Genomic DNA, 23,336 nt, shown 5'->3' on the forward strand with positions numbered 1-23,336 from the left:
ACTCAGCAGCACCCGCTAGACGTACCGCTCCAGAATCGAGGACTCGGCAAGCCGCGAGAGCCCCTCGCGCACACTCCGGGCCCGCGCTTCCCCGACCCCGTCGACCGTCTGCAAGTCATCGACGCTCGCAGCGAGAAGCTTCTGCAGCCCCCCGAAGTGCTCCACGAGCCGGTCGATGATCGCGCCGGGAAGACGCGGCACCTTGGCGAGCAGTCGGAAGCCCCGCGGCGAGACGGCGGAGTCCAGCGCTTCCGGGGAGCCGGTGTAACCCAACGCCCGTGCCACGGTGGGCAGTTCGAGCAGCTCCGCATGGCTCAGCGCGTCCAGCTCGAAGAGCGCCTCCTCGACCGTGCGGGAGCGCTTGGCCGTCGGCTCCGGGACGTAGTCCCTGACGACCAGTTCACGCTCGGGCTCGACGCCCGCGATCAACTCGTCCAGCTGGAGGGCGAGAAGCCGGCCGTCCGTGCCCAGCTCCACCACGTACTCGGCGATTTCCGTGGCGATGCGGCGCACCATCTCCAGGCGCTGGGCGACCGCCGTGACATCGCGGACCGTCACCAAGTCCTCGATCTCCAGGGCGGAGAGCGTGCCCGCCACCTCGTCGAGGCGCAGTTTGTACCGCTCCAGGGTCGCGAGGGCCTGGTTCGCGCGGGACAGGATCGCCGCCGAGTCCTCGAGGACCTTGCGCTGTCCGTCCACGTAGAGCGCGATGAGGCGCATCGACTGGGAGACGGAGACGATGGGGAAGCCCACCTGCTTGGACACGCGGTCCGCGGTGCGGTGCCGGGTGCCCGTCTCCTCCGTGGGGATCGTCGGGTCGGGGACGAGCTGCACGCCCGCGCGCAGAATCTTGGTGATGTCCTTGTCGACGACGATGCCGCCGTCGAGCTTGCACAGCTCGCGCAACCGCGTCGCCGTGAACTCGACATCCAGGATGAATCCGCCCGTACACATCGATTCGACGGTCTTGTCCCAGCCGAGGACGATGAGCCCTCCGGTGTTGCCGCGGAGGATGCGCTCCAGTCCGTCGCGCAGGCCGGTGCCGGGCGCGACCGCGCTCAGAGAGGCGCGCATCAGCCCTTCGGCACCGGAGCTTCCGCCGGGCTTGCCGGGAGCTGACGCCCGGTCGTTGGCTGCCACTGCACTCCTCGGGTCGCGGGTTTGTCCAAGCCCCGGTCCGTACGACTGCTTCGTACGGATGGGCGAGACCAGGGCAAAGTCTACCGGCGCTCTTCGTCCTCCCGTGGGGCCTCTCTGCGACGCGATCTCGGAAGGACACGCAGCGCGTCCCCCATGTCGGCGACTTCGGTGACCTTCATACCGGGCGGGACCTTGCCGGGGTCGGCCGGGACGAGGGCGTGCGTGAAGCCGAGACGGTGTGCTTCGGCCAGCCTGCGCTGGACTCCCGTGACCCGTCTGACCTCGCCCGCGAGGCCCACTTCGCCGATCGCGACGAGATTTTTCGGCAGCGGGGTGTCGCTCGCCGCGCTGGCCAGGGCGAGGGCGATCGCCAGGTCCGCGGCCGGCTCGGAGAGCTTCACGCCGCCGACCGTCGCGCTGTAGATGTCGCGCTTGCCGAGCGCGGTGATGCGGCCCCGCTGCTCGAGGACCGCCAGCATCATCGAGACGCGGGAGGTTTCGAGCCCGGACGTCGTACGCCGCGGGGAGGGGATCTGGGAGTCGACGGTGAGCGCCTGGACCTCGGCCACCAGGGGGCGGCGGCCTTCGAGCGTGACCGTCAGACAGGTGCCGGGGACGGGCTCCGTGCGGCGGGTGAGGAAGAGACCGCTGGGGTCGGTGAGGCCGGTGATGCCCTCGTCGTGCAGTTCGAAGCAGCCGACCTCGTCCGTCGTCCCGTACCGGTTCTTGACGCCGCGGACGAGGCGCAGGCGCGCGTGCCGGTCGCCCTCGAAGGACAGGACGACGTCCACGAGGTGCTCAAGGAGGCGGGGGCCCGCGATGGCGCCGTCCTTGGTGACATGGCCGACCAGGAGCGTGGCCATGCCGCGCTCCTTGGAGGCGCGGATCAGCGCGCCCGCCACCTCACGGACCTGCGCCACGCCGCCCGGCGCCCCGTCGATCTCCGGGGAGGCGATCGTCTGGACCGAGTCGAGGATCAGGAGGGACGGCTTCACCGCGTCCAAGTGGCCCAGAACGGCGGCGAGATCGGTCTCCGCCGCCAGATAGAGGTGGTCGTGGATCGCCTTGATGCGGTCGGCGCGCAGCCGGACCTGGCTCGCGGACTCCTCGCCGGTGACATAGAGCGTGCGGTGTTCCTCGCTCGCCGACTTCGCGGCGACGTCCAGGAGCAGCGTCGACTTGCCGACGCCCGGCTCGCCCGCGAGCAGCGCCACGGCGCCGGGGACGAGGCCGCCGCCGAGGACGCGGTCGAACTCGGCGACTCCGGTGGTGCGAGCGGTGGCCTGGCGGCCGTCGACCTCGCCGATGGGCAGGGCGGAGGAGGTGACGCGGCCAGGGGCGGTGGTGCGGACGGCGGGCGCGCCGTACTCCTCGACCGTCCCCCAGGCCTGGCACTCGGGGCAGCGGCCGAGCCACTTGGCCGTCTGCCAGCCGCACTCGGTGCAGCGATAGGACGGCCGGTCTTTGCCGGACTTCGTACGGGTGGCCATGAACCGAACCGTAGCGGGCGGCACTGACAGCGGCGCACGCGATCCGGATCGCTCCGGGCGTGCGTCACGTAATCATGGGTTCCTGTCCCCTTTTGAGGGATCTGTTCACCCGTAAGGATTAAATGTGCTCAAGGGGGAAGAGGGACCCGGCATCATCCGCCTAACTTCGCACGGGTGATGAGCAGCAGCCCGGAAACCCCCACCCAAGCAACCGGCGCACACCGGGCGCATCGTGACGCGCGCCAGCGCGTGGTGCCCCGCTCGGTGCCGCAGGCGCCCCCCGCACGCTATGAGCCCTGCCTGGACGGCCTGTTCACGTACTGCCTGTCCGTGCTCTGCGATCACGAAGCCGCGACCGCCGCCCTGGGCGACGTCCTCGCCATCGCCGAGCGCCGCGGCTCCCGCGGCCCCGAGACCGAGGCCGAACTGAAGTCCTGGCTCTACGCACTCGCCCGCTGGGTCTGCCTGCGCGCCCTCGCCGACGCCAAGCGCACACGGCAGGGCGGCGGCGCACACGCCTCCGGAGCGGCTCCCCGCGCCCCGAAGGCGGACGATTCGGACACGCTGCCGGACGAGGCGGAGCGGCGGCGGCGCCGCGAACTCGCCCAGCTGGCCTGGCCGGAGGCCGCGGGCACGACGCCCGAACAGCGCGAGGCCCTGGAGCTCGCCGTACGCCACCAGCTCACCCCCAAGGAAGTCGCCGCGGTCATCGGCATGGACCTCGTGAAGACCCGCGACCTCCTCGCCTCCGCCGCCTGCGAGGTGGAGCGCACCCGGGCCGCGCTCGCCGTCGTGGAGACCGGCACCTGCCCGATCGTCGCCCGCCTCACCGGCGACAACCAGCTCCTCCTCGGCACGGCCCTGCGCCGCGAACTCGTCCGGCACGTCGACGACTGCCCGCGCTGCCGCCGCACCGCCGAGCGCGCGGGGTCGGGTGCCTGGCCCGGCACGGCGGCATCCCCGGCCGCGCTCCCCGTCATCGAGGCCCCGCGGGCCGCCGTGCACGTGGCGATGGCGCACGTCCCGCGCGCGCGGGCCGGCGGCCCCCGCTTCGACCGGCACGGATTCCCGATGGACCCCAAGGACCACGCGGCCCGCCGCGACCGCATGCGCGCGCGTGCCGTCACGACGACGGTCGTCGCCACCGTGGTGGCCGCGCCCGTGCTCGCGCTCTGGGCCGCGTATCGAGGGGCGCCGCTCACCGGCGAGGGCCAGGACGGCCGCTCGGTCAGCGCGAGCGAGGCAGAGGCCGACGGGCTGAACGGCGACCGCAGGCGCGAGGACTACGAGAACGCGGGCAACGCCCACACGCCGCCCGACCCCCGCTTCACCGCGGGCAGCCGCTCACCGGACGTCTCCGTGGAGGTCATCAGCGCCGGATCGTCCCCCGCACGCTCGGGAACCGGCGCCGGCCGCCTCACCGTCGCGGCGCAGCCGAGCGGTGGCACGACGCTGATCACGCTCTCCGCGTCAGGGGGCGAGCCGGTCCACTGGTCGGCGAGCACCGGGGCCTCCTGGCTCTACCTGAGCCAGTCGTCCGGGACGCTCGCGCCGGGGGAGACGTTCACGATCCGGGTGTACGTCGACCACGAGCGGGAGCCGGCGGGCCACTGGAGCGCCCGGGTCTCCGTCGCGCCCGCGGGGGCGATCATCTCGATCGGCGGTTACGGCAACGGTTCGGGCCGCCCGACGCATCCGGGCCCCCGCCCTACCCCGATCCCCCCCAAGCCGAAACCGACCCCGACGACCCCGGACCCGACGACACCCACGCCGTCCGACCCGGACCCCACGCCGAGTACCCCGGACCCGACACCGACCCCGTCCGACCCTGGCAACTCGACACCGCCGCCGAGCGACAGCGGCGACCCGAGCCCGAGCGAGAGCTGAAGATTCAGCCCGTCCGGCGTTTGAGGACGAACTCGGCGAAGCCGGTGATGGCGGCACGCCAGGCCTCGGGCCGGCAGATGTCAGCGAGAGGGATCCGCCGGATGCGGCGCGAGCAACGGCAGCTGCGAAGCAAGTCGCTCCTCGCACAGCTCCGCGAGCCGGTCGTAGCCCTCCTTGCCCATGAGCTCCGTCAGCTCGGGGCGGTAGGAGACGTACACCGGGTCACCGGCGCCGTGCGCCGACGTCGCCGACGTGCACCACCAGTGCAGGTCGTGGCCGCCGGGGCCCCAGCCCCGCCGGTCGTACTCCCCGATGGACACCTGGAGGATGCGGGTGTCATCGGGCCGGTCGATCCACTCGTACGTCCGGCGGACCGGCAACTGCCAGCAGACGTCCGGCTTCGTCTCAAGGGGTTCACGCCCCTCCTTCAGCGCCAGGATGTGCAGCGAGCACCCCATGCCCCCGGCGAAACCGGGGCGGTTCTGGAAGATGCACGAGCCGTTGTACGGCCGGGTCTGGCGCTCGCCGTCGTCGTCCGTCGACACCCAGCCGCTCTCCGTGCCGATGTCGTGGTGCTGCCAGATGTCCGGTGTGAGCCGCGCCACGGACTCGGCGACCCGCTTCTCGTCGTCCTCGTCCGAGAAGTGCGCGCCCAGCGTGCAGCAGCCGTCGTCCGCCCGGCCCGCCTGGATGCCCTGGCAGCCACTGCCGAAGATGCAGCTCCACCGAGAGGTCAGCCATGTCAGATCGCAGCGGAAGACCTGCTCGTCGTCCGCGGGATCGGGGAACTCCACCCAGGCGCGGGCGAAGTCGAGCCCCTTCTCGTCCGGCGGCGACGTCAGCACCTTCTCCGGCTTCCCCGACTTCTTCTTCGAATTCGTTTTGTCGGTCTTCGCCTTTTTCGTCTTTGGCACATCTCCAGGGTATGCGCGCTGTACCCGGTCCGAGGACCAGCGGGCGCCGGACGCGCAGTAGCGTTCCGTATATGAGACTCGGTGTCCTCGACGTTGGTTCGAACACGGTGCACCTGCTGGTGGTGGACGCCCACCCCGGCGCGCGCCCGCTGCCCGCGTACTCGCACAAGGCGGACCTGCGCCTGGCCCAACTCCTCGACGAGGCCGGGGCGATCGGCCCCGAAGGCGTCGACCGCCTCGTCGGCACCGTCCGCGACGCGATGGAGGCCGCGGAGGACAAGGGCGTGGAGGATCTGCTGCCGTTCGCGACCTCCGCCGTACGCGAGGCGAGCAACGCCGATCAGGTCCTCGCCCGCGTCCGGGAGGAGACCGGCGTCGACCTCCAGGTCCTCACCGGCGCCGAGGAAGCCCGCCTCACCTTCCTCGCTGCCCGCCGCTGGTTCGGCTGGTCGGCGGGAAAGCTCCTGGTCATCGACATCGGCGGGGGCTCGCTCGAAATCGCGTACGGAATCGACGAGGAACCGGACGCGGCCGTCAGCCTGCCGCTCGGCGCGGGCCGTCTGACCTCCGCCTGGTTCCGCCACGACCCGCCGGACCCCGCCGACGTGAAGGCGCTGCGGCGGCACGCGCGCGCCCAGATCGCGCGCACGGTCGGGGAGTTCACCCGCTTCGGCGCCCCGGACCACGTCGTGGCGACGTCGAAGACGTTCAAGCAGCTGGCCAGGCTCGCGGGCGCCGCACGCTCCGCCGACGGCCTCTACGTCCAGCGCGAGCTGAAGCGCAAGTCCCTGGAGGACTGGGTCCCGCAGCTGGCCGCGATGACGACGGCCGAGCGCTCCGAGCTGCCCGGAGTCTCCGAGGGACGGGCCGGACAGCTGCTCGCCGGGGCGCTCGTCGCCGAGGGCGCGATGGACCTCTTCGGGGTCGAGACGCTGGAGATCTGCCCGTGGGCGCTGCGCGAGGGCGTGATCCTGCGCAGGCTCGACCACCTGCCGTCGACCGGGGCGTAGACGTACGTCACACACGGCCCGGGTGCGCGGGAGAGTGTGCGGGAGACCACCCGGACCACCTCCCCCGCGTGCGGGCGAGGCCCGTACGCTGTCCCTCGTGGCAGAACCAGTGGTGCGCATCCCGGATGCGAAGGTCGCCCTGTCGACGGCCTCGGTCTATCCGGAGTCGACGGCGACGGCCTTCGAGATCGCCGCGCGCCTCGGCTACGACGGTGTCGAGGTCATGGTCTGGACGGATCCCGTCAGTCAGGACATCGAAGCCCTGCGCAGACTCAGCGACTACCACCGGATCCCGATCCTCGCCGTGCACGCGCCATGTCTCCTGATCACACAGCGCGTGTGGTCCACGGACCCCTGGGTCAAGCTCCAGCGCGCGCAGTCGGCGGCCGAGAAGCTGGGCGCGTCGACCGTCGTCGTGCACCCGCCCTTCCGCTGGCAGCGTGGGTACGCGAACGCCTTCGTCGACGGAATCTGGCGGATGGCGGACGAGACGGACGTCCGATTCGCCGTCGAGAACATGTACCCCTGGCGCTACCGCGACCGCGAAATGCTCGCCTACGCCCCCGACTGGGACGTCACCAAGGACGACTACCGCCACTTCACGGTCGACCTCAGCCACACCGCGACCGCCCGCACGGACGCGATGCAGATGATCGACCGCATGGGCGACCGCCTCGGACACGTCCACCTCGCCGACGGCAAGGGCTCCGCCAAGGACGAGCACCTGGTGCCGGGCCGCGGCACGCAGCCGTGCGCCGAACTCCTGGAGCGCCTCGCGACGAGCGGGTACGACGGGCACGTCGTCATCGAGGTCAACACCCGCCGCGCGATGTCCAGCGCCGAGCGGGAGGCCGACCTCGCCGAGGCCCTCGCCTTCACGCGGCTGCATCTGGCGTCCGCGGTGCAGGTGCCCCGCTCGTGACGGCTCCCGCAGCGGACGGCGGCGCGGCCCCGCGCCGCAGGGGGCGTCCCTCCCGTACGCAGTCGGCGAAGGGCCCCGCGACGCGGGACCGCATCCTGGAGGCCGCCCGCACCGAGTTCTCCGCACGGGGGTACGAGAAGACGTCCGTGCGGGGGATCGCCAAGGCCGCCGGGGTGGACCCGGCGCTCGTGCACCACTACTTCGGTACGAAGGAGCAGGTCTTCGCCTCGGCGATCGAGGAGGCCTTCGCGCCCGCGCTCGAAGCGCCCGCCGCGATCGAGGAGGGCCCGCTCGACGGCGTCGGAGAGCGCCTGACCCGGTTCATCTTCGGCGTCTGGGAGAACCCCGCGACCCGCGTACCGCTCCTCGCGATCGTGCGCTCGGCCGTGAACAACGACACGGCGGCGGCCGTCTTCCGCCGCCTCATCGCGACGCAGCTGCTGGGCAGGATGGCGACCCGCATCGGCGGACCGGACGCGGAGCTGCGGGCGGAACTGGCGGCCGCGCAGCTGGTGGGCACGGCGATGCTGCGGTACGTGATCCAGGTCGAGCCGCTCGCGTCGGCGGACCCGGAGGCGATCATCGCGCGGATCGCGCCGGTGGTGCAGGGGCACCTGACGGGCCCCTGAGCACGCTTCCGCACGGGCCCGCTCACCGAGACAACCGTCCCGCTATTCGGACAGCCTGTCCAGATCGTGGAGTGGCGGCGTAGGCTCGAGAACAGTCGATTCTTATGTCTCTCCAGATCTCTGAAGGAGCGAGCGACGATGCCCGAGCTCAGGTCCCGCACAGTCACCCACGGCCGCAACATGGCGGGCGCACGCGCCCTTATGCGTGCCTCCGGTGTACCCGGCGCGGACATCGGGCGTAAGCCGATCATCGCCGTCGCCAACTCCTTCACCGAGTTCGTGCCGGGCCACACCCACCTGCAGCCGGTCGGCCGGATCGTCTCCGAGGCGATCGTCGCCGCGGGCGCCATCCCCCGCGAGTTCAACACCATCGCGGTCGACGACGGCATCGCGATGGGCCACGGCGGCATGCTGTACTCCCTGCCCTCCCGCGACCTGATCGCGGACTCGGTGGAGTACATGGTGGAGGCGCACTGCGCGGACGCGCTGATCTGCATCTCCAACTGCGACAAGATCACCCCCGGCATGCTGAACGCGGCCCTGCGCCTCAACATCCCGACGGTCTTCGTCTCCGGCGGCCCGATGGAGGCCGGCAAGGCCACCCTGGTCGACGGCACGGTCCGAAAACTCGACCTGGTCAACGCGATCAGCGACGCGGTCGACGAGAGCGTCTCGGACGAGGACATCCTCCGTATCGAGGAGAACGCCTGCCCGACCTGCGGCAGCTGTTCCGGCATGTTCACCGCCAACTCCATGAACTGCCTGACCGAGGCCATCGGCCTCTCTCTGCCGGGCAACGGCTCGATGCTCGCCACGCACACCGGCCGCAAGGCGCTGTACGAGCGCGCGGGCGCGACGGTCGTCGAGATCGCCAAGCGGTACTACGACGAGGACGACGAGTCGGTCCTGCCGCGCAACATCGCCACGCGCGCGGCCTTCGACAACGCCATGGCCCTGGACATCTCCATGGGCGGCTCCACGAACACGATCCTGCACCTGCTGGCCGCCGCGCAGGAGGCCGAGCTCGACTACGGCCTCGCCGACATGGACGAGGTCTCGCGCCGCGTGCCCTGTCTGGCCAAGGTCGCCCCGAACGTGGCGCCCGGCGGCACGTACTACATGGAGGACGTGCACCGCGCCGGCGGCATCCCCGCGCTCCTCGGCGAGCTGTACCGCGCGGGCCTCCTGAACGAGGACGTGCACACGGTCCACTCCAAGTCCATCAAGGAGTGGCTGGGCACCTGGGACGTCCGTGGCGGTTCGCCGTCGGACGAGGCGGTCGACCTCTGGTACGCGGCTCCGGGCTGCGAGCGCTCGGCCACGGCCTTCTCCCAGTCGAAGCGCTGGGACACCCTGGACACGGACGCCGCGGGCGGCTGCATCAGGGACGCGGCCCACGCGTACTCGAAGGACGGCGGCCTCGCGGTCCTCAAGGGCAACCTCGCCGTGGACGGCTGCGTCGTGAAGACGGCGGGCGTCGACGAGTCGATCTGGACGTTCGAGGGCCCGGCCGTGGTCTGCGAGTCGCAGGAAGAAGCGGTCGACAAGATCCTCAAGAAGCAGGTGAAGCCGGGCGACGTGGTGGTCATCCGCTACGAGGGCCCCAAGGGCGGCCCCGGCATGCAGGAGATGCTCTACCCCACCTCGTTCCTGAAGGGCCGAGGCCTCGGCAAGGCGTGCGCCCTGGTCACGGACGGCCGCTTCTCCGGCGGCACATCGGGCCTTTCGATCGGCCACGCGTCGCCCGAGGCGGCGTCCGGCGGCACGATCGCCCTGGTCGAGGACGGCGACCGCATCCGCATCGACATCCCGAACCGCGGCATCGAACTCCTGGTGGACGAGGCCGAGCTGACCCGCCGCCGGGAGGCCCTCGGCGGCATCTACGCCCCCAAGTCCCGGGAACGCAAGGTCTCGGCAGCGCTGCGGGCCTACGCGGCCATGGCCACGAGCGCGGACCGAGGCGCGGTCCGGGACGTGTCGAAGCTGGGCTAGCCCAATCTTTTGCCACCGGCCCGGGGCGGGAGCTTTCCGCCCCGGGCCGAGGCGTTGCATCTCAGCCCGTCGTGGGGGTCCCCCCTGCTCCTTAAGAGCTTGGGGGAGTTTGAGGACGAACTCGGCGGAGCCGGTGATGACGGCAACCAAGGCCCCCGCGCCGAGCGGGTTTTCGGGAAGGGGCGGGGCTGGGGAAGGAAAAGGTCACCAACCCCCACACCCCGCAACCGCCCCGCCACCCCCACGCGTCCACCCCTGTAAGCAAACGCGGCAGGCGGCCCAGCCCGCCGCTCCACGGGGGAGAGAAGCATGAGCGAGAACGTCATCGCACCGGAATCCGCAGAGGCGATCGAATCCGCAGAGGCAATCGAAGCCGCCGCGGCAACGACGTACCCGATCGTCGCGGACGTCAACGTCCGCTCGGGCCCAGGCACTTCGTACGGCAAGATAGGCCGCCTCTCGGCAGGAACCCGAGTGACGATCCACTGCCAGAAGCCGGGCGAGATGGTCACCGGCCCGACCGGCACATCGAAGCTCTGGGACCGCATCGGCAGCGGCCGCTACGTCTCCGACACGTACGTCCGCACAGGCAGCGACGGCTACGTGGCTCCTCGCTGCTGATCCACCCCCGTACGGGGTTCAGGAGCCGCCGAAGTTCACCCGGACTCCGGCGGCTTCGTCGCGTCGAACGAGAACACCGTGTTCTTCGCCGCCGCCACGAAAACCACCCGCCCCGAAACCGCGACCCGCGGACTCGCGTTCACCTCACCGCCGAGCCCCTCGGCCCGAGGATCCGTGCTCCACAGGACCTTGCCCCGCGGCGAGAGGGCGACCACGCGCCCGCTGGGCGAGCTGAAGTAGAGGACGCCGCCGCTCGCCGTCGGCCCCGAGGCCCCTTCGACGCCCGTCTGCCGGGACCACTTCTGTTTCCCGGTCACGGGATCCACCGCGCTGATCCGCCCGGTCGGCTCCGCGAAGTAGACCGTGCCGTCGGCGGTGCCGGACGTCGCGTTGTACGTCGTCCTCAGCGGCCGGGTCGAGACGCGACCGCTGCCCGGATCGACCCGCAGCACCTTGTCGTACCCGAGGAACTCGGGCCCCTTCAACCGCTGGTGAAGGAGGACGAGCCCGCCCCCGGCGCCACCCACCGGATGCACGGGCCCCTCGACGGGGATGCCCTTGCCGAACGTCCCCGACTCGAGATCGAGGGTGTGGAGCACCGGATTGCGCACCTCGATGTTCGCGACCTGGGCGGCCGGCGCGCACATCGCGTACATCCGCTGCCCCGCCGGGACCGGCGTGCACTCCGAGCCCGCGGGCACCGGCGTCGACCAGAGCATGCGCCCGCTGTGCGCGTCCCTGGCCTCGACCCGCTTACGGCCCGGCTCGACCGACAGGACCGTGGAGCCGGAGACGACCGCGTCCTGCGACCGCCCGGTGTAGATCTGGGACTGCCCGCTGATCGGGCGGGACCACAGTTCCTTGCTGGTCCGTGCGTCAAGGGCCACCAGCTGGACCGGCTTCCCGGATGACGCCACGTCGTCCGGGATGCGGTAGCCGAGAACGGTGTCGTGCGTGACCCCCGCGATGTGCATGCCCTGCATGGGCACACCGGGGCTCTTCACCTTCCAGATCTCCTTGCCGTCGGAGATCCGCAGCCGGGTCGCGACGACCCCGCCGCCCCCGCAGAACAACGCGTCCCCGCGCGGCACGCACCGCACCTCGTCCGGGATGCCCTTGTCGTTGGGCACGGTCGTGCGCCACGGCCGGTAGCCGTCGGGCAGGGGCGCCTCGGCGGCGGCGACCGTGCGGTCCTCGCCGTCCTCGCCGCTCTCCCCGGCGGACGAGTCGGAGGAGCCGAGCTGGAGGGCCGCGATCCCACCGCCGAGGGCGGCCACGGCGACGGCGGCGGCCAGCGCGGAACGCCAACGGCGGCGCGGTCGCGGGCTGTTGGAGGGTCCGCCCACGGTCCCGCCCCCCAGCGAGGACCCCTGATGGTGCTGCGTATCGACGTCCCGAGTGCGACTGCCCCGCACTCCCGCCGCGTCCCCCATCTCGGTCGGCAGGTCCCGCAGCCGCTCAAGAAGCTGGTCGGCCGAGGGGCGCGCGTCGGGGTCCTTGTCGAGGCACGGTTCGACCACCGCCCGCAGGACGGTGGGCACGGCGTCCAACTCCGGCGCTTCATGGACCACTTGATAGGCCGTCATATAGGGGCTGTCCGCGTCGAACGGCCCCTGCCCCGTCGCCGCGTACACCAGCAACGTGCCCAGCGAGAAGACGTCGGACCGCGGCCCGACACCGCGCGGCGCCTGCAACTGCTCCGGCGACATGAACGGCGGCGTACCGATGACCCGCCCCGTCATCGTCAGCGTCTGCTGGTCCGCGGCGCGCGAGATGCCGAAGTCGATGACGCGTGGCCCCTCGGGCGAGAGCACCACGTTCGAGGGCTTCAGGTCACGGTGCACGACTCCCACGCGGTGGATGTCACGCAGCGCCTCCGTCAGACCGATGGCCAGCGTGCGCAGTTCCGCGCCGGCCAACGGGCCCTTCTTGGCGATCTGCTGGGCGAGCGTGTGCCCCTCTATATAGGCCGTCGCCATCCACGGGTGCTCGGCCTCCGGATCGGCGTCGACCACGGCCGCGGTGAACGCGCCGCTCACCCGCCGCGCCGCCGCCACCTCCTGCCGGAAGCGGATGCGGAACTCCTCGTCCCCCGCGAACTGCTGGTGGATCAGCTTGATCGCCACGGGCCGACCCGACGCCGTACGCGCCAGATAGACCGTGCCCATGCCGCCCGAGCCGAGGCGTGCCTCTAGCGGGTAGCCGCCGATCTCGGCTGGATCACCTCCGCGGAGCGACACTCTCCCCGACCTCCCGTCCCGCGTGCACCGGTTCTCGCATGGGCCCGTTCACTAGTCCTGCCCCACAAACTAGCCGCCGAGTGGTACGGCAGGGCAAGGCGGGGGACGAATAGGGCGCGCCTGCCCTGCGCCGCCGCGCCGCGGCCGTCCCGGGCGATACTCGAGGGGTGAGCGCAGATTCCAGCACCCCCGCGACCCCCGCGACCTCCCCGTCCGCCGCGACGGCCCCCGGCCCGCAGCCCGAGCCCCTCCGCTTCTTCGGCACGACCTGGGTCGCCCACGACAACGGCTACGGCGCGCGCCGCGCGGGTGTCGCGGTGGGATCACTTGTCGCCGCGGCGGCCGGCTGCTTCGTACTGCGTTTCGCGTACGAGGGGATGGCGATCGCGGACGTGGGCTCGTTCGTGAACTTCCTCGTCCTCATCATGTTCTCGATCTGCAGCGCGATCGCCTTCCGCCGCACATGGGAGGGCTTCACCCGCCGCCACGACCCGGCATCCCAGTCGTCGATGCGCGGCCTCATGACGATCGGCTTCGTGGGCGTCTTCCTGGCGTACTTCTTCCGCAGCCTCACCGAGGCCCCCGGCGAACAACTCCACCGCGAGGAATGCGAAACGGCCCGCGAACAGTACAAAAACCGCACATCCCGCCGCACGGGCAACCCTTCCCGCAAGAAGGAGACCCGCTGACCCCGGCCAGCCCGACGCGCTCCCGGCCCAGACGCAACCAAGCCCCACCCGACCCGCCCGCTCACCTCGCCAGCCGTTACTCCTTCGCGGTGCTCGGCCGGTCGTACGCAACCTCCGCCCCTCTCAGTAGCAGCGGCCCCGGCCGGGGAAGCGCGGTCGCCCCTCGACCTTGACGCCCCGGGCTTCCGAGGCGCAATAATCATCACATGGTGAATATCGAGGAGACGCCCGCCATCGAAGCGAGGGATCTGACCGTCGTCCGAGGCCCCCGCACAGTCCTCCGCGGCCTGGACTTCACCGTCCCGAAAGGGCAGATCACCGGCCTCCTGGGCCCCTCGGGCTGCGGCAAATCCACCCTCATGCGCGCGACAGTCGGCACCCAGGCCAAGGTCACCGGCACCTTGAAGGTCCTCGACCAGCCGGCCGGCGCCCCCGCCCTCCGCTCCCGCATCGGCTACGTCACCCAGAACCCTGCCGTCTACGACGACCTCACCGTCCGCCAGAACCTGGACTACTTCGCCGCCGTCCTCGACCCCGGCCGAGGCCCCGCCGCCCACCGCCGGCACGAGCACGTCACCCGGGCCATCGAAGACGTCGACCTGACCACCCACGCCGACGCCCTCGCGGGCAACCTCTCCGGCGGCCAGCGCAGCCGCGTCTCCCTGGCGGTGGCACTCCTCGGCACCCCCGAACTCCTCGTGCTCGACGAACCCACCGTCGGCCTCGACCCCGTACTCCGCCGCGACCTGTGGAACCTCTTCCACGCCATCGCCGCCGACCGGGGCACCACGATCCTCGTCTCCTCACACGTCATGGACGAGGCCGAACGCTGCCACCGCCTCCTCCTGATGCGCGAAGGCGAACTCCTCGCCGACGACACCCCTCAGGCCCTGCGCACCCGCACCGCCTCCGACACCGTCGAAGCAGCCTTCCTCCACCTGGTCGACGAGGCAGCCGGCACCCAGAAAACCCCCCACACCATCACCCCCACCGGAGGCACCGCCCCCGCCGGAAGCACCGCCCCCACCAGGAGCAGCCGATGAACACCTACCGCACCCTCGCCACCGCGGCCCGTGTCCTGCGACAGCTCCGCCACGACCCCCGCTCCATCGCGCTGATGCTGATCGTCCCCTGCGTGATGCTGCTCCTCCTGCGCTACGTGTTCGACGGCAGCCCGCAGACCTTCGACTCCATCGGCGCCTCACTCCTCGGCATCTTCCCCCTCATCACGATGTTCCTGGTGACCTCCATCGCCACCCTCCGCGAACGCACCTCAGGCACCCTCGAACGCCTCCTCGCCATGCCCCTGGCCAAGGGCGACCTCATCGCGGGCTACGCCCTGGCCTTCGGTTTCCTCGCCGTCATCCAGTCCCTCCTCGCCACCGGCCTCGCCCTGTGGGCCCTCGGTCTCGACGTCACCGGCTCCGCCTGGCTGCTGCTCCTCGTCGCCCTCCTCGACGCCCTCCTCGGCACGGCGCTCGGCCTGTTCGTCTCCGCCTTCGCGGCATCCGAGTTCCAGGCCGTCCAGTTCATGCCGGCCGTGATCTTCCCCCAGCTCATCCTCTGCGGCCTGTTCACCCCGCGCGCCACAATGCAGCCGGTCCTCGAAGCGATCTCGAACGTCCTCCCCATGTCGTACGCCGTGGACGGCATGAACGAAGTCCTCCGCCACCCCTCCGTCACCGGCGACTTCGTGCGCGACGCCGTCGTCGTCGCGGGCTGCGCCGTACTCGTCCTCGCCCTGGGCGCCGCCACCCTCCGTCGCCGCACGGCCTGACCCACCAATGCGAGGATGACCGGGAGAGAACGACCCGCTGTCCCGCACCTGGAGGGTGACCCACACATGCCCCAGCCCGTCGCAGTCCTCGGCACCGGCAAGATCGGCGAAGCCCTCCTCAGCGGAATGATCAGGGCCGGCTGGGCCCCCGCCGACCTCCTGGTCACCACCCGCCGCTCCGAACGCGCCGCCGAACTCCGCACCCGCTACGGCGTCGACCCCGTGAGCAACGCCGAGGCCGCGAAGCAGGCCGACACCCTCATCCTCGCCGTCAAGCCGCAGGACATGGGCCGCCTTCTCGAAGAACTCGCACCGCACATCACCCCCGATCGCCTGGTCATCAGCGCCGCCGCCGGCATCACCACCTCCTTCATCGAGGAGCACCTAGCCGAAGGCACCCCCGTCGTCCGCGTCATGCCCAACACCCCGGTCCTCGTGGACGAGGGCATGTCCGTCATCTCCGCCGGCAGTCGGGCCACCGCCGCCCACCTCACCCACGCCGAGGAGATCTTCGGCGCCGTCGGCAAGACCCTGCGCGTCCCCGAGACCCAGCAGGACGCCTGCACGGCCCTCTCCGGCTCAGGCCCGGCGTACTTCTTCTACCTGGTCGAAGCCATGACCGACGCCGGCATCCTCCTCGGCCTGCCCCGCGACAAGGCCCACGACCTCATCGTCCAGGCCGCGATCGGCGCAGCAGTGATGCTCCGCGACAGCGGCGAACACCCGGTCAAGCTCCGCGAGAACGTCACCTCCCCTGCCGGCACCACCATCAACGCCATCCGCGAGCTCGAGAACCACGGCGTACGCGCAGCCCTCATCGCCGCTCTCGAAGCCGCCCGCGACCGCAGCCGCGAACTGGCCTCCGGCAGCACCAACTGACCACCGATGACGGGGGCCCGGGGCCGCGCCCGGACACGGCCCCACACACCCCGACAGCGACACGCCCCTACAGCGCCTCGCCCACCGGCGGCAGCAGACCGATCGCGCGATAGGCGGTGTCCACCGTCGGCCTGGCCATCGCCCGCGCCCGCTCGGCCCCCCGTCGCAACACCTCCTCCACATACGCGGGATCCGCAACCAGCTCCTTGTGCTTCTCCTGCAGGGGCCTCAAGAGCTCCACCACGGCCTCAGCGGTGTCCTTCTTCAAAGCCCCGTACGTTTCATATACACCGCTCAAGCCCTCTGGGTTCCCACCCTCACAGGCCGCAAGGATCTCCAGCAGGTTCGCGATCCCGGGCTTGGCCTCGCGGTCGTACTCGACCTCGCTCCCGCTGTCCGTGACAGCGCGCATGATCTTCTTGCGCACGACGTCCGGCTCGTCAAGGAGATAGACGATCCCGGCCCCCGCATCGCCGGACTTCCCCATCTTCGACGCCGGGTCCTGCAGATCCATGACCCTCGCCCCCACCTGGGGATACGTGGCCCGAGGCACCACAAACGTGTGTCCGTACCGCTGGTTGAACCGCACCGCCAGATCCCGGGTGAGCTCGACATGCTGCACCTGGTCGTCCCCGACCGGCACCTCGTCCGCCCCGTACGCCAGGATGTCCGCCGCCATCAGCACGGGATAGGTGAGCAACGACAGCCGCACACTCCCGCCCCGCGCCCGCTCAAGCACGGATTTCTCCTTGTACTGGATCATCCGCCGCATCTCGCCGTCAGTGGCGACGCACTCGAGCAGATACGAGAGCCTGGCGTGCTCATCCACATGACTCTGTACGAACACGGTCGCTCGCCCGGGATCGATCCCCGACGCGAGCAACAGCGTCGCGGCCTGCCGACTGAGCCTGCGCACCCGACCGGGATCGTGGTCCACGGTCAGGGCGTGCAGGTCGACGACGCTGAACAGCGACTCGGCACGGTGCTGATCGACTTCTGCCCACTGGCGCACGGCGCCCAGGTAGTTCCCCAGGGTCAGGTGCCCCGTCGGCTTGATCCCGCTGAAGATCCTCGTCATCTCTCCGCCTCCTGGTCAGGCCCGCCGGCCCGCCGGCCCGCCGACCGGGCTCCGGGTCCTCCAGGGGGAGAAACAAGAAACGGCCGCCAGGTCGGCAGCCGTTGAGTACATGCGCGTGTACGGCCGCCGTCAGGCGGCCCACCACAGCTGGGTATGCGCATGTGTAGTCACGGCCCCAACGGTAGCCCTCGCGGGGGGCCGCGTACCAGGGTTGACACGCCCAGACCGCGTACGTAGTGTTCTCCGAGTTGTCCGGCGTGAGCGCCGACCCCTGGTCGGTCCCCGAACAACCATTCCGCACAACCATTCAAACGATCGATGCCGTGTCATCTCCGATGCCCCGTCGTCTGCTCGTTTTCATGCGCTTTTGCGAAATGAGGAATCCGCGTTCGAAAGGGCGCCCCCGATTAGGTCGGGAGCCAGGATTCCGCTAAAGTCTCACTCGTCGGAACGGCCCAACAGCCGCGAAGACAAGCCCCGCTGACTGGGAATCAGGCCCGAAAGGATCTGGTAGAGTCGGAGTCGCCGGAAAGGAAAACGCGAAAGCCGAAAGGCCGGAGCGGGAACCGGAAAGGCACCGAGGAAATCGGACACGAAAGAGTCTGATAGAGTCGGAAACGCAAGACAGCAAGAACAGCAAGACAAAATAAGAAACACCGAAGGGAAGCGCCCGGAGGAAAGCCCGAGAGGGTGAGTACAAAGGAAGCGTCCGTTCCTTGAGAACTCAACAGCGTGCCAAAAGTCAACGCCAGATATGTTGATACCCCGTCTTCGGCCGTCATGGTCGGGACGAGGTTCCTTTGAAGAAAACATCAGCGAGGACGCTGTGAACCGGAAGATTATTCCTCTTCCTGGTTCCGCTCAACGCGGATGTGCACCCGATTACGGGTAAACATTCACGGAGAGTTTGATCCTGGCTCAGGACGAACGCTGGCGGCGTGCTTAACACATGCAAGTCGAACGATGAAGCCCTTCGGGGTGGATTAGTGGCGAACGGGTGAGTAACACGTGGGCAATCTGCCCTGCACTCTGGGACAAGCCCTGGAAACGGGGTCTAATACCGGATGATATCCCCTCTCGCATGGGAGGGGGTTGAAAGCTCCGGCGGTGCAGGATGAGCCCGCGGCCTATCAGCTAGTTGGTGAGGTAGAAGCTCACCAAGGCGACGACGGGTAGCCGGCCTGAGAGGGCGACCGGCCACACTGGGACTGAGACACGGCCCAGACTCCTACGGGAGGCAGCAGTGGGGAATATTGCACAATGGGCGAAAGCCTGATGCAGCGACGCCGCGTGAGGGATGACGGCCTTCGGGTTGTAAACCTCTTTCAGCAGGGAAGAAGCGAAAGTGACGGTACCTGCAGAAGAAGCGCCGGCTAACTACGTGCCAGCAGCCGCGGTAATACGTAGGGCGCAAGCGTTGTCCGGAATTATTGGGCGTAAAGAGCTCGTAGGCGGCTTGTCACGTCGGTTGTGAAAGCCCGGGGCTTAACCCCGGGTCTGCAGTCGATACGGGCAGGCTAGAGTGTGGTAGGGGAGATCGGAATTCCTGGTGTAGCGGTGAAATGCGCAGATATCAGGAGGAACACCGGTGGCGAAGGCGGATCTCTGGGCCATTACTGACGCTGAGGAGCGAAAGCGTGGGGAGCGAACAGGATTAGATACCCTGGTAGTCCACGCCGTAAACGGTGGGAACTAGGTGTTGGCGACATTCCACGTCGTCGGTGCCGCAGCTAACGCATTAAGTTCCCCGCCTGGGGAGTACGGCCGCAAGGCTAAAACTCAAAGGAATTGACGGGGGCCCGCACAAGCAGCGGAGCATGTGGCTTAATTCGACGCAACGCGAAGAACCTTACCAAGGCTTGACATATACCGGAAAGCATCAGAGATGGTGCCCCCCTTGTGGTCGGTATACAGGTGGTGCATGGCTGTCGTCAGCTCGTGTCGTGAGATGTTGGGTTAAGTCCCGCAACGAGCGCAACCCTTGTTCTGTGTTGCCAGCATGCCCTTCGGGGTGATGGGGACTCACAGGAGACTGCCGGGGTCAACTCGGAGGAAGGTGGGGACGACGTCAAGTCATCATGCCCCTTATGTCTTGGGCTGCACACGTGCTACAATGGCAGGTACAATGAGCTGCGAAGCCGCAAGGCGGAGCGAATCTCAAAAAGCCTGTCTCAGTTCGGATTGGGGTCTGCAACTCGACCCCATGAAGTCGGAGTTGCTAGTAATCGCAGATCAGCATTGCTGCGGTGAATACGTTCCCGGGCCTTGTACACACCGCCCGTCACGTCACGAAAGTCGGTAACACCCGAAGCCGGTGGCCCAACCCCTTGTGGGAGGGAGCTGTCGAAGGTGGGACTGGCGATTGGGACGAAGTCGTAACAAGGTAGCCGTACCGGAAGGTGCGGCTGGATCACCTCCTTTCTAAGGAGCACTTCTTACCAACTCCGGTTGGTCAGAGGCCAGTTCATCAGCGAACGTCTGATGCTGGTTGCTCATGGGTGGAACGTTGACTATTCGGCACGATCGTTTGGCTTCACTAGTACTGCTTCGGCGTGGAACGTGAAAGTCAGGGGATCGGGCCGGGCACGCTGTTGGGTATCTGAAGGTATGGCCGTCAGGCTGCCTTCAATGCCGACCCCAGTGCACTTCGCCGCTTGGCGGGGGTGATGGGTGGTTGGTCGTTGTTTGAGAACTGCACAGTGGACGCGAGCATCTGTGGCCAAGTTTTTAAGGGCGCACGGTGGATGCCTTGGCACCAGGAACCGATGAAGGACGTGGGAGGCCACGATAGTCCCCGGGGAGTCGTCAACCAGGCTTTGATCCGGGGGTTTCCGAATGGGGAAACCCGGCAGTCGTCATGGGCTGTCACCCGCTGCTGAACACATAGGCAGTGTGGAGGGAACGCGGGGAAGTGAAACATCTCAGTACCCGCAGGAAGAGAAAACAACCGTGATTCCGGGAGTAGTGGCGAGCGAAACCGGATGAGGCCAAACCGTATACGTGTGAGACCCGGCAGGGGTTGCGTGTGCGGGGTTGTGGGATCTCTCTTTCACAGTCTGCCGGCTGTGAGGCGAGTCAGAAACCGTTGATGTAGGCGAAGGACATGCGAAAGGTCCGGCGTAGAGGGTAAGACCCCCGTAGTCGAAACATCAGCGGCTCGTTTGAGAGACACCCAAGTAGCACGGGGCCCGAGAAATCCCGTGTGAATCTGGCGGGACCACCCGTTAAGCCTAAATATTCCCTGGTGACCGATAGCGGATAGTACCGTGAGGGAATGGTGAAAAGTACCGCGGGAGCGGAGTGAAATAGTACCTGAAACCGTGTGCCTACAAGCCGTGGGAGCGTCGCGTGCAGCACTTGTGCTGTACGTCGTGACTGCGTGCCTTTTGAAGAATGAGCCTGCGAGTTTGCGGTGCGTTGCGAGGTTAACCCGTGTGGGGAAGCCGTAGCGAAAGCGAGTCCGAATAGGGCGATTCAGTAGCGCGCTCAAGACCCGAAGCGGAGTGATCTAGCCATGGGCAGGTTGAAGCGGCTGTAAGAGGTCGTGGAGGACCGAACCCACCAGGGTTGAAAACCTGGGGGATGACCTGTGGTTAGGGGTGAAAGGCCAATCAAACTCCGTGATAGCTGGTTCTCCCCGAAATGCATTTAGGTGCAGCGTCGTGTGTTTCTTGCCGGAGGTAGAGCACTGGATAGGCGATGGGCCCTACCGGGTTACTGACCTTAGCCAAACTCCGAATGCCGGTAAGTGAGAGCACGGCAGTGAGACTGTGGGGGATAAGCTCCATGGTCGAGAGGGAAACAGCCCAGAGCATCGACTAAGGCCCCTAAGCGTACGCTAAGTGGGAAAGGATGTGGAGTCGCAGAGACAACCAGGAGGTTGGCTTAGAAGCAGCCACCCTTGAAAGAGTGCGTAATAGCTCACTGGTCAAGTGATTCCGCGCCGACAATGTAGCGGGGCTCAAGCGTACCGCCGAAGTCGTGTCATTCCAGCATATAGGGCCAACGCCTGCTGGGATGGGTAGGGGAGCGTCGTGTGCCGGGTGAAGCTGCCGCGGAAGCGAGTGGTGGACGGTTCACGAGTGAGAATGCAGGCATGAGTAGCGATACATACGTGAGAAACGTGTGCGCCGATTGACTAAGGGTTCCTGGGTCAAGCTGATCTGCCCAGGGTAAGTCGGGACCTAAGGCGAGGCCGACAGGCGTAGTCGATGGATAACCGGTTGATATTCCGGTACCCGCTGTGAAGCGTCAAACATCGAGCCCATTAATGCTAAGGCCGTGAAGCCGTCCTGGAGCCTTCGGGCAAAGGGAAGTGGTGGAGCCGCCGACCCAAGGTGGTAGTAGGTGAGTGATGGGGTGACGCAGGAAGGTAGTCCAGCCCGGGCGGTGGTTGTCCCGGGGTAAGGGTGTAGGGCGTGTGATAGGTAAATCCGTCACACTTGTGCCTGAGACCTGATGCCGAGCCGATTGTGGTGAAGTGGATGATCCTATGCTGTCGAGAAAAGCCTCTAGCGAGTTTCATGGCGGCCCGTACCCTAAACCGACTCAGGTGGTCAGGTAGAGAATACCGAGGCGTTCGGGTGAACTATGGTTAAGGAACTCGGCAAAATGCCCCCGTAACTTCGGGAGAAGGGGGGCCATCACTGGTGATTGGATTTACTCCATGAGCTGGGGGTGGCCGCAGAGACCAGCGAGAAGCGACTGTTTACTAAAAACACAGGTCCGTGCGAAGCCGTAAGGCGATGTATACGGACTGACGCCTGCCCGGTGCTGGAACGTTAAGGGGACCGGTTAGTCAACTTTCGGGTTGGCGAAGCTGAGAACTTAAGCGCCAGTAAACGGCGGTGGTAACTATAACCATCCTAAGGTAGCGAAATTCCTTGTCGGGTAAGTTCCGACCTGCACGAATGGCGTAACGACTTCTCGACTGTCTCAACCATAGGCCCGGTGAAATTGCACTACGAGTAAAGATGCTCGTTTCGCGCAGCAGGACGGAAAGACCCCGGGACCTTTACTACAGTTTGATATTGGTGTTCGGTTCGGCTTGTGTAGGATAGGTGGGAGACTTTGAAGCGGGCACGCCAGTGTTCGTGGAGTCAACGTTGAAATACCACTCTGGTCGTGCTGGATGTCTAACCTGGGTCCGTGATCCGGATCAGGGACAGTGTCTGATGGGTAGTTTAACTGGGGCGGTTGCCTCCCAAAGAGTAACGGAGGCGCCCAAAGGTTCCCTCAGCCTGGTTGGTAATCAGGTGTTGAGTGTAAGTGCACAAGGGAGCTTGACTGTGAGACCGACGGGTCGAGCAGGGACGAAAGTCGGGACTAGTGATCCGGCGGTGGCTTGTGGAAGCGCCGTCGCTCAACGGATAAAAGGTACCCCGGGGATAACAGGCTGATCTTCCCCAAGAGTCCATATCGACGGGATGGTTTGGCACCTCGATGTCGGCTCGTCGCATCCTGGGGCTGGAGTCGGTCCCAAGGGTTGGGCTGTTCGCCCATTAAAGCGGTACGCGAGCTGGGTTTAGAACGTCGTGAGACAGTTCGGTCCCTATCCGCTGTGCGCGTAGGAATATTGAGAAGGGCTGTCCCTAGTACGAGAGGACCGGGACGGACGAACCTCTGGTGTGCCAGTTGTCCTGCCAAGGGCATGGCTGGTTGGCTACGTTCGGAAAGGATAACCGCTGAAAGCATCTAAGCGGGAAGCCTGCTTCGAGATGAGTATTCCCACCCCCTTTGAGGGGTTAAGGCTCCCAGTAGACGACTGGGTTGATAGGCCAGATCTGGAAGCCCGGTAACGGGTGGAGGTGACTGGTACTAATAGGCCGAGGGCTTGTCCTCAGTTGCTCGCGTCCACTGTGTTGGTTCTGAAACCACGAACAACCCCGTATGTCGGGCCACGACTACGGTGCGGTTGACAGTTTCATAGTGTTTCGGTGGTCATAGCGTGAGGGAAACGCCCGGTTACATTCCGAACCCGGAAGCTAAGCCTCACAGCGCCGATGGTACTGCAGGGGGGACCCTGTGGGAGAGTAGGACGCCGCCGAACTATTATTAACGGGAAACCC

General features: G+C 67.6%; 15 protein-coding genes and 3 rRNA genes. 13 read left to right on the forward strand and 5 right to left on the reverse strand.

The annotated features are described in order from the left end of the window. Positions 1-15: 15 nt before the first annotated feature. Positions 16-1,140 (reverse strand): DNA integrity scanning diadenylate cyclase DisA, encoded by a 1,125-nt coding sequence (gene disA, locus ABXJ52_RS20570; protein ID WP_249588570.1) that lies wholly within the window; start codon positions 1,138-1,140, stop codon positions 16-18. Between the two features lie 80 nt (positions 1,141-1,220). Then, on the reverse strand, positions 1,221-2,630 hold the full coding sequence (gene radA, locus ABXJ52_RS20575) for a DNA repair protein RadA (RefSeq protein ID WP_367044076.1): 1,410 nt from the start codon (positions 2,628-2,630) through the stop codon (positions 1,221-1,223). Between the two features lie 177 nt (positions 2,631-2,807). Here radA and ABXJ52_RS20580 point away from each other — a divergent pair, with 177 nt between their 5' ends. Next, positions 2,808-4,517, forward strand: coding sequence for a hypothetical protein (locus ABXJ52_RS20580; protein WP_367044077.1), 1,710 nt, complete (start codon positions 2,808-2,810; stop codon positions 4,515-4,517). A gap of 80 nt (positions 4,518-4,597) precedes the next feature. Here ABXJ52_RS20580 and ABXJ52_RS20585 read toward each other — a convergent pair whose 3' ends face one another. Beyond that, positions 4,598-5,431, reverse strand: coding sequence for a hypothetical protein (locus ABXJ52_RS20585; protein WP_367044078.1), 834 nt, complete (start codon positions 5,429-5,431; stop codon positions 4,598-4,600). A gap of 71 nt (positions 5,432-5,502) precedes the next feature. Here ABXJ52_RS20585 and ABXJ52_RS20590 point away from each other — a divergent pair, with 71 nt between their 5' ends. From ABXJ52_RS20590 to ABXJ52_RS20610, 5 genes are all read left to right on the forward strand, one after another. After that, the gene (locus ABXJ52_RS20590; RefSeq protein WP_367044080.1) at positions 5,503-6,441 is read left to right on the forward strand and encodes a Ppx/GppA phosphatase family protein; all 939 of its coding nucleotides are present in this window, start codon (positions 5,503-5,505) and stop codon (positions 6,439-6,441) included. Positions 6,442-6,538: 97 nt separating this feature from the next. Continuing rightward, positions 6,539-7,363 carry a sugar phosphate isomerase/epimerase gene (locus ABXJ52_RS20595; protein WP_367044081.1) on the forward strand — a complete coding sequence of 275 codons (825 nt, stop codon included), beginning with the start codon at positions 6,539-6,541 and terminating at the stop codon, positions 7,361-7,363. Further along, a complete protein-coding gene (locus tag ABXJ52_RS20600; RefSeq protein WP_367044082.1) occupies positions 7,360-7,992 on the forward strand; it encodes a TetR family transcriptional regulator in 633 nt (210 codons plus the stop codon). The genes ABXJ52_RS20595 and ABXJ52_RS20600 overlap by 4 nt, the downstream gene beginning before the upstream one ends. 138 nt (positions 7,993-8,130) lie before the next feature. Then, a complete protein-coding gene (gene ilvD / locus ABXJ52_RS20605) occupies positions 8,131-9,984 on the forward strand; it encodes a dihydroxy-acid dehydratase (RefSeq protein WP_367044083.1) in 1,854 nt (617 codons plus the stop codon). Positions 9,985-10,293: 309 nt separating this feature from the next. Further along, entirely contained in the window at positions 10,294-10,605 is a 312-nt protein-coding gene (locus ABXJ52_RS20610; protein WP_367044085.1) for an SH3 domain-containing protein, read from the forward strand. Between the two features lie 35 nt (positions 10,606-10,640). Here ABXJ52_RS20610 and ABXJ52_RS20615 read toward each other — a convergent pair whose 3' ends face one another. Then, a complete protein-coding gene (locus ABXJ52_RS20615; RefSeq protein ID WP_367044086.1) occupies positions 10,641-12,845 on the reverse strand; it encodes a PQQ-binding-like beta-propeller repeat protein in 2,205 nt (734 codons plus the stop codon). A 167-nt stretch (positions 12,846-13,012) separates the two neighbouring features. Between ABXJ52_RS20615 and ABXJ52_RS20620 the strand changes: the two genes are divergently transcribed. The 4 genes from ABXJ52_RS20620 to proC all read left to right on the forward strand — a co-directional run bounded on the left by ABXJ52_RS20620 (position 13,013) and on the right by proC (position 16,190). Further along, positions 13,013-13,534 carry an EamA/RhaT family transporter gene (locus ABXJ52_RS20620; RefSeq protein ID WP_367044087.1) on the forward strand — a complete coding sequence of 174 codons (522 nt, stop codon included), beginning with the start codon at positions 13,013-13,015 and terminating at the stop codon, positions 13,532-13,534. Positions 13,535-13,740: 206 nt separating this feature from the next. Further along, positions 13,741-14,577, forward strand: a complete 837-nt coding sequence (locus tag ABXJ52_RS20625) for an ABC transporter ATP-binding protein (RefSeq protein ID WP_367044089.1) — start codon at positions 13,741-13,743, stop codon at positions 14,575-14,577. Then, the gene (locus ABXJ52_RS20630) at positions 14,574-15,311 is read left to right on the forward strand and encodes an ABC transporter permease (RefSeq protein WP_367044090.1); all 738 of its coding nucleotides are present in this window, start codon (positions 14,574-14,576) and stop codon (positions 15,309-15,311) included. The genes ABXJ52_RS20625 and ABXJ52_RS20630 overlap by 4 nt, the downstream gene beginning before the upstream one ends. A 66-nt stretch (positions 15,312-15,377) precedes the next feature. Beyond that, complete coding sequence (gene proC, locus ABXJ52_RS20635; RefSeq protein WP_367044091.1) at positions 15,378-16,190, forward strand: pyrroline-5-carboxylate reductase; 813 nt, start codon at positions 15,378-15,380, stop codon at positions 16,188-16,190. A 67-nt stretch (positions 16,191-16,257) separates the two neighbouring features. Here proC and trpS read toward each other — a convergent pair whose 3' ends face one another. Further along, on the reverse strand, positions 16,258-17,268 hold the full coding sequence (trpS, locus tag ABXJ52_RS20640) for a tryptophan--tRNA ligase (RefSeq protein ID WP_367044092.1): 1,011 nt from the start codon (positions 17,266-17,268) through the stop codon (positions 16,258-16,260). Positions 17,269-18,163: 895 nt separating this feature from the next. Between trpS and ABXJ52_RS20645 the strand changes: the two genes are divergently transcribed. The 3 genes from ABXJ52_RS20645 to rrf all read left to right on the forward strand — a co-directional run bounded on the left by ABXJ52_RS20645 (position 18,164) and on the right by rrf (position 23,317). Next, positions 18,164-19,689, forward strand: a 16S ribosomal RNA gene (locus ABXJ52_RS20645). A gap of 296 nt (positions 19,690-19,985) precedes the next feature. Further along, positions 19,986-23,109 (forward strand): 23S ribosomal RNA (locus ABXJ52_RS20650). Positions 23,110-23,200: 91 nt separating this feature from the next. Further along, positions 23,201-23,317 (forward strand): 5S ribosomal RNA (gene rrf, locus ABXJ52_RS20655). The 16S, 23S and 5S rRNA genes sit together here, the layout of an rRNA operon. Positions 23,318-23,336 lie beyond the last annotated feature (19 nt).

Origin of the sequence: Streptomyces sp. Je 1-332 (genome assembly GCF_040730185.1) — a bacterium.
Taxonomy (GTDB): domain Bacteria; phylum Actinomycetota; class Actinomycetes; order Streptomycetales; family Streptomycetaceae; genus Streptomyces.

Coding starts and splice junctions, on each gene's coding strand:
- radA (WP_367044076.1), bottom strand. CDS start 2,630: ATGGCCACCCGTACGAAGTCCGGCAAAGACCGGCCGTCCTATCGCTGC.
- ABXJ52_RS20580 (WP_367044077.1), top strand. CDS start 2,808: ATGAGCAGCAGCCCGGAAACCCCCACCCAAGCAACCGGCGCACACCGG.
- ABXJ52_RS20590 (WP_367044080.1), top strand. CDS start 5,503: ATGAGACTCGGTGTCCTCGACGTTGGTTCGAACACGGTGCACCTGCTG.
- ilvD (WP_367044083.1), top strand. CDS start 8,131: ATGCCCGAGCTCAGGTCCCGCACAGTCACCCACGGCCGCAACATGGCG.
- ABXJ52_RS20610 (WP_367044085.1), top strand. CDS start 10,294: ATGAGCGAGAACGTCATCGCACCGGAATCCGCAGAGGCGATCGAATCC.
- ABXJ52_RS20625 (WP_367044089.1), top strand. CDS start 13,741: ATGGTGAATATCGAGGAGACGCCCGCCATCGAAGCGAGGGATCTGACC.
- ABXJ52_RS20630 (WP_367044090.1), top strand. CDS start 14,574: ATGAACACCTACCGCACCCTCGCCACCGCGGCCCGTGTCCTGCGACAG.
- proC (WP_367044091.1), top strand. CDS start 15,378: ATGCCCCAGCCCGTCGCAGTCCTCGGCACCGGCAAGATCGGCGAAGCC.
- trpS (WP_367044092.1), bottom strand. CDS start 17,268: ATGACGAGGATCTTCAGCGGGATCAAGCCGACGGGGCACCTGACCCTG.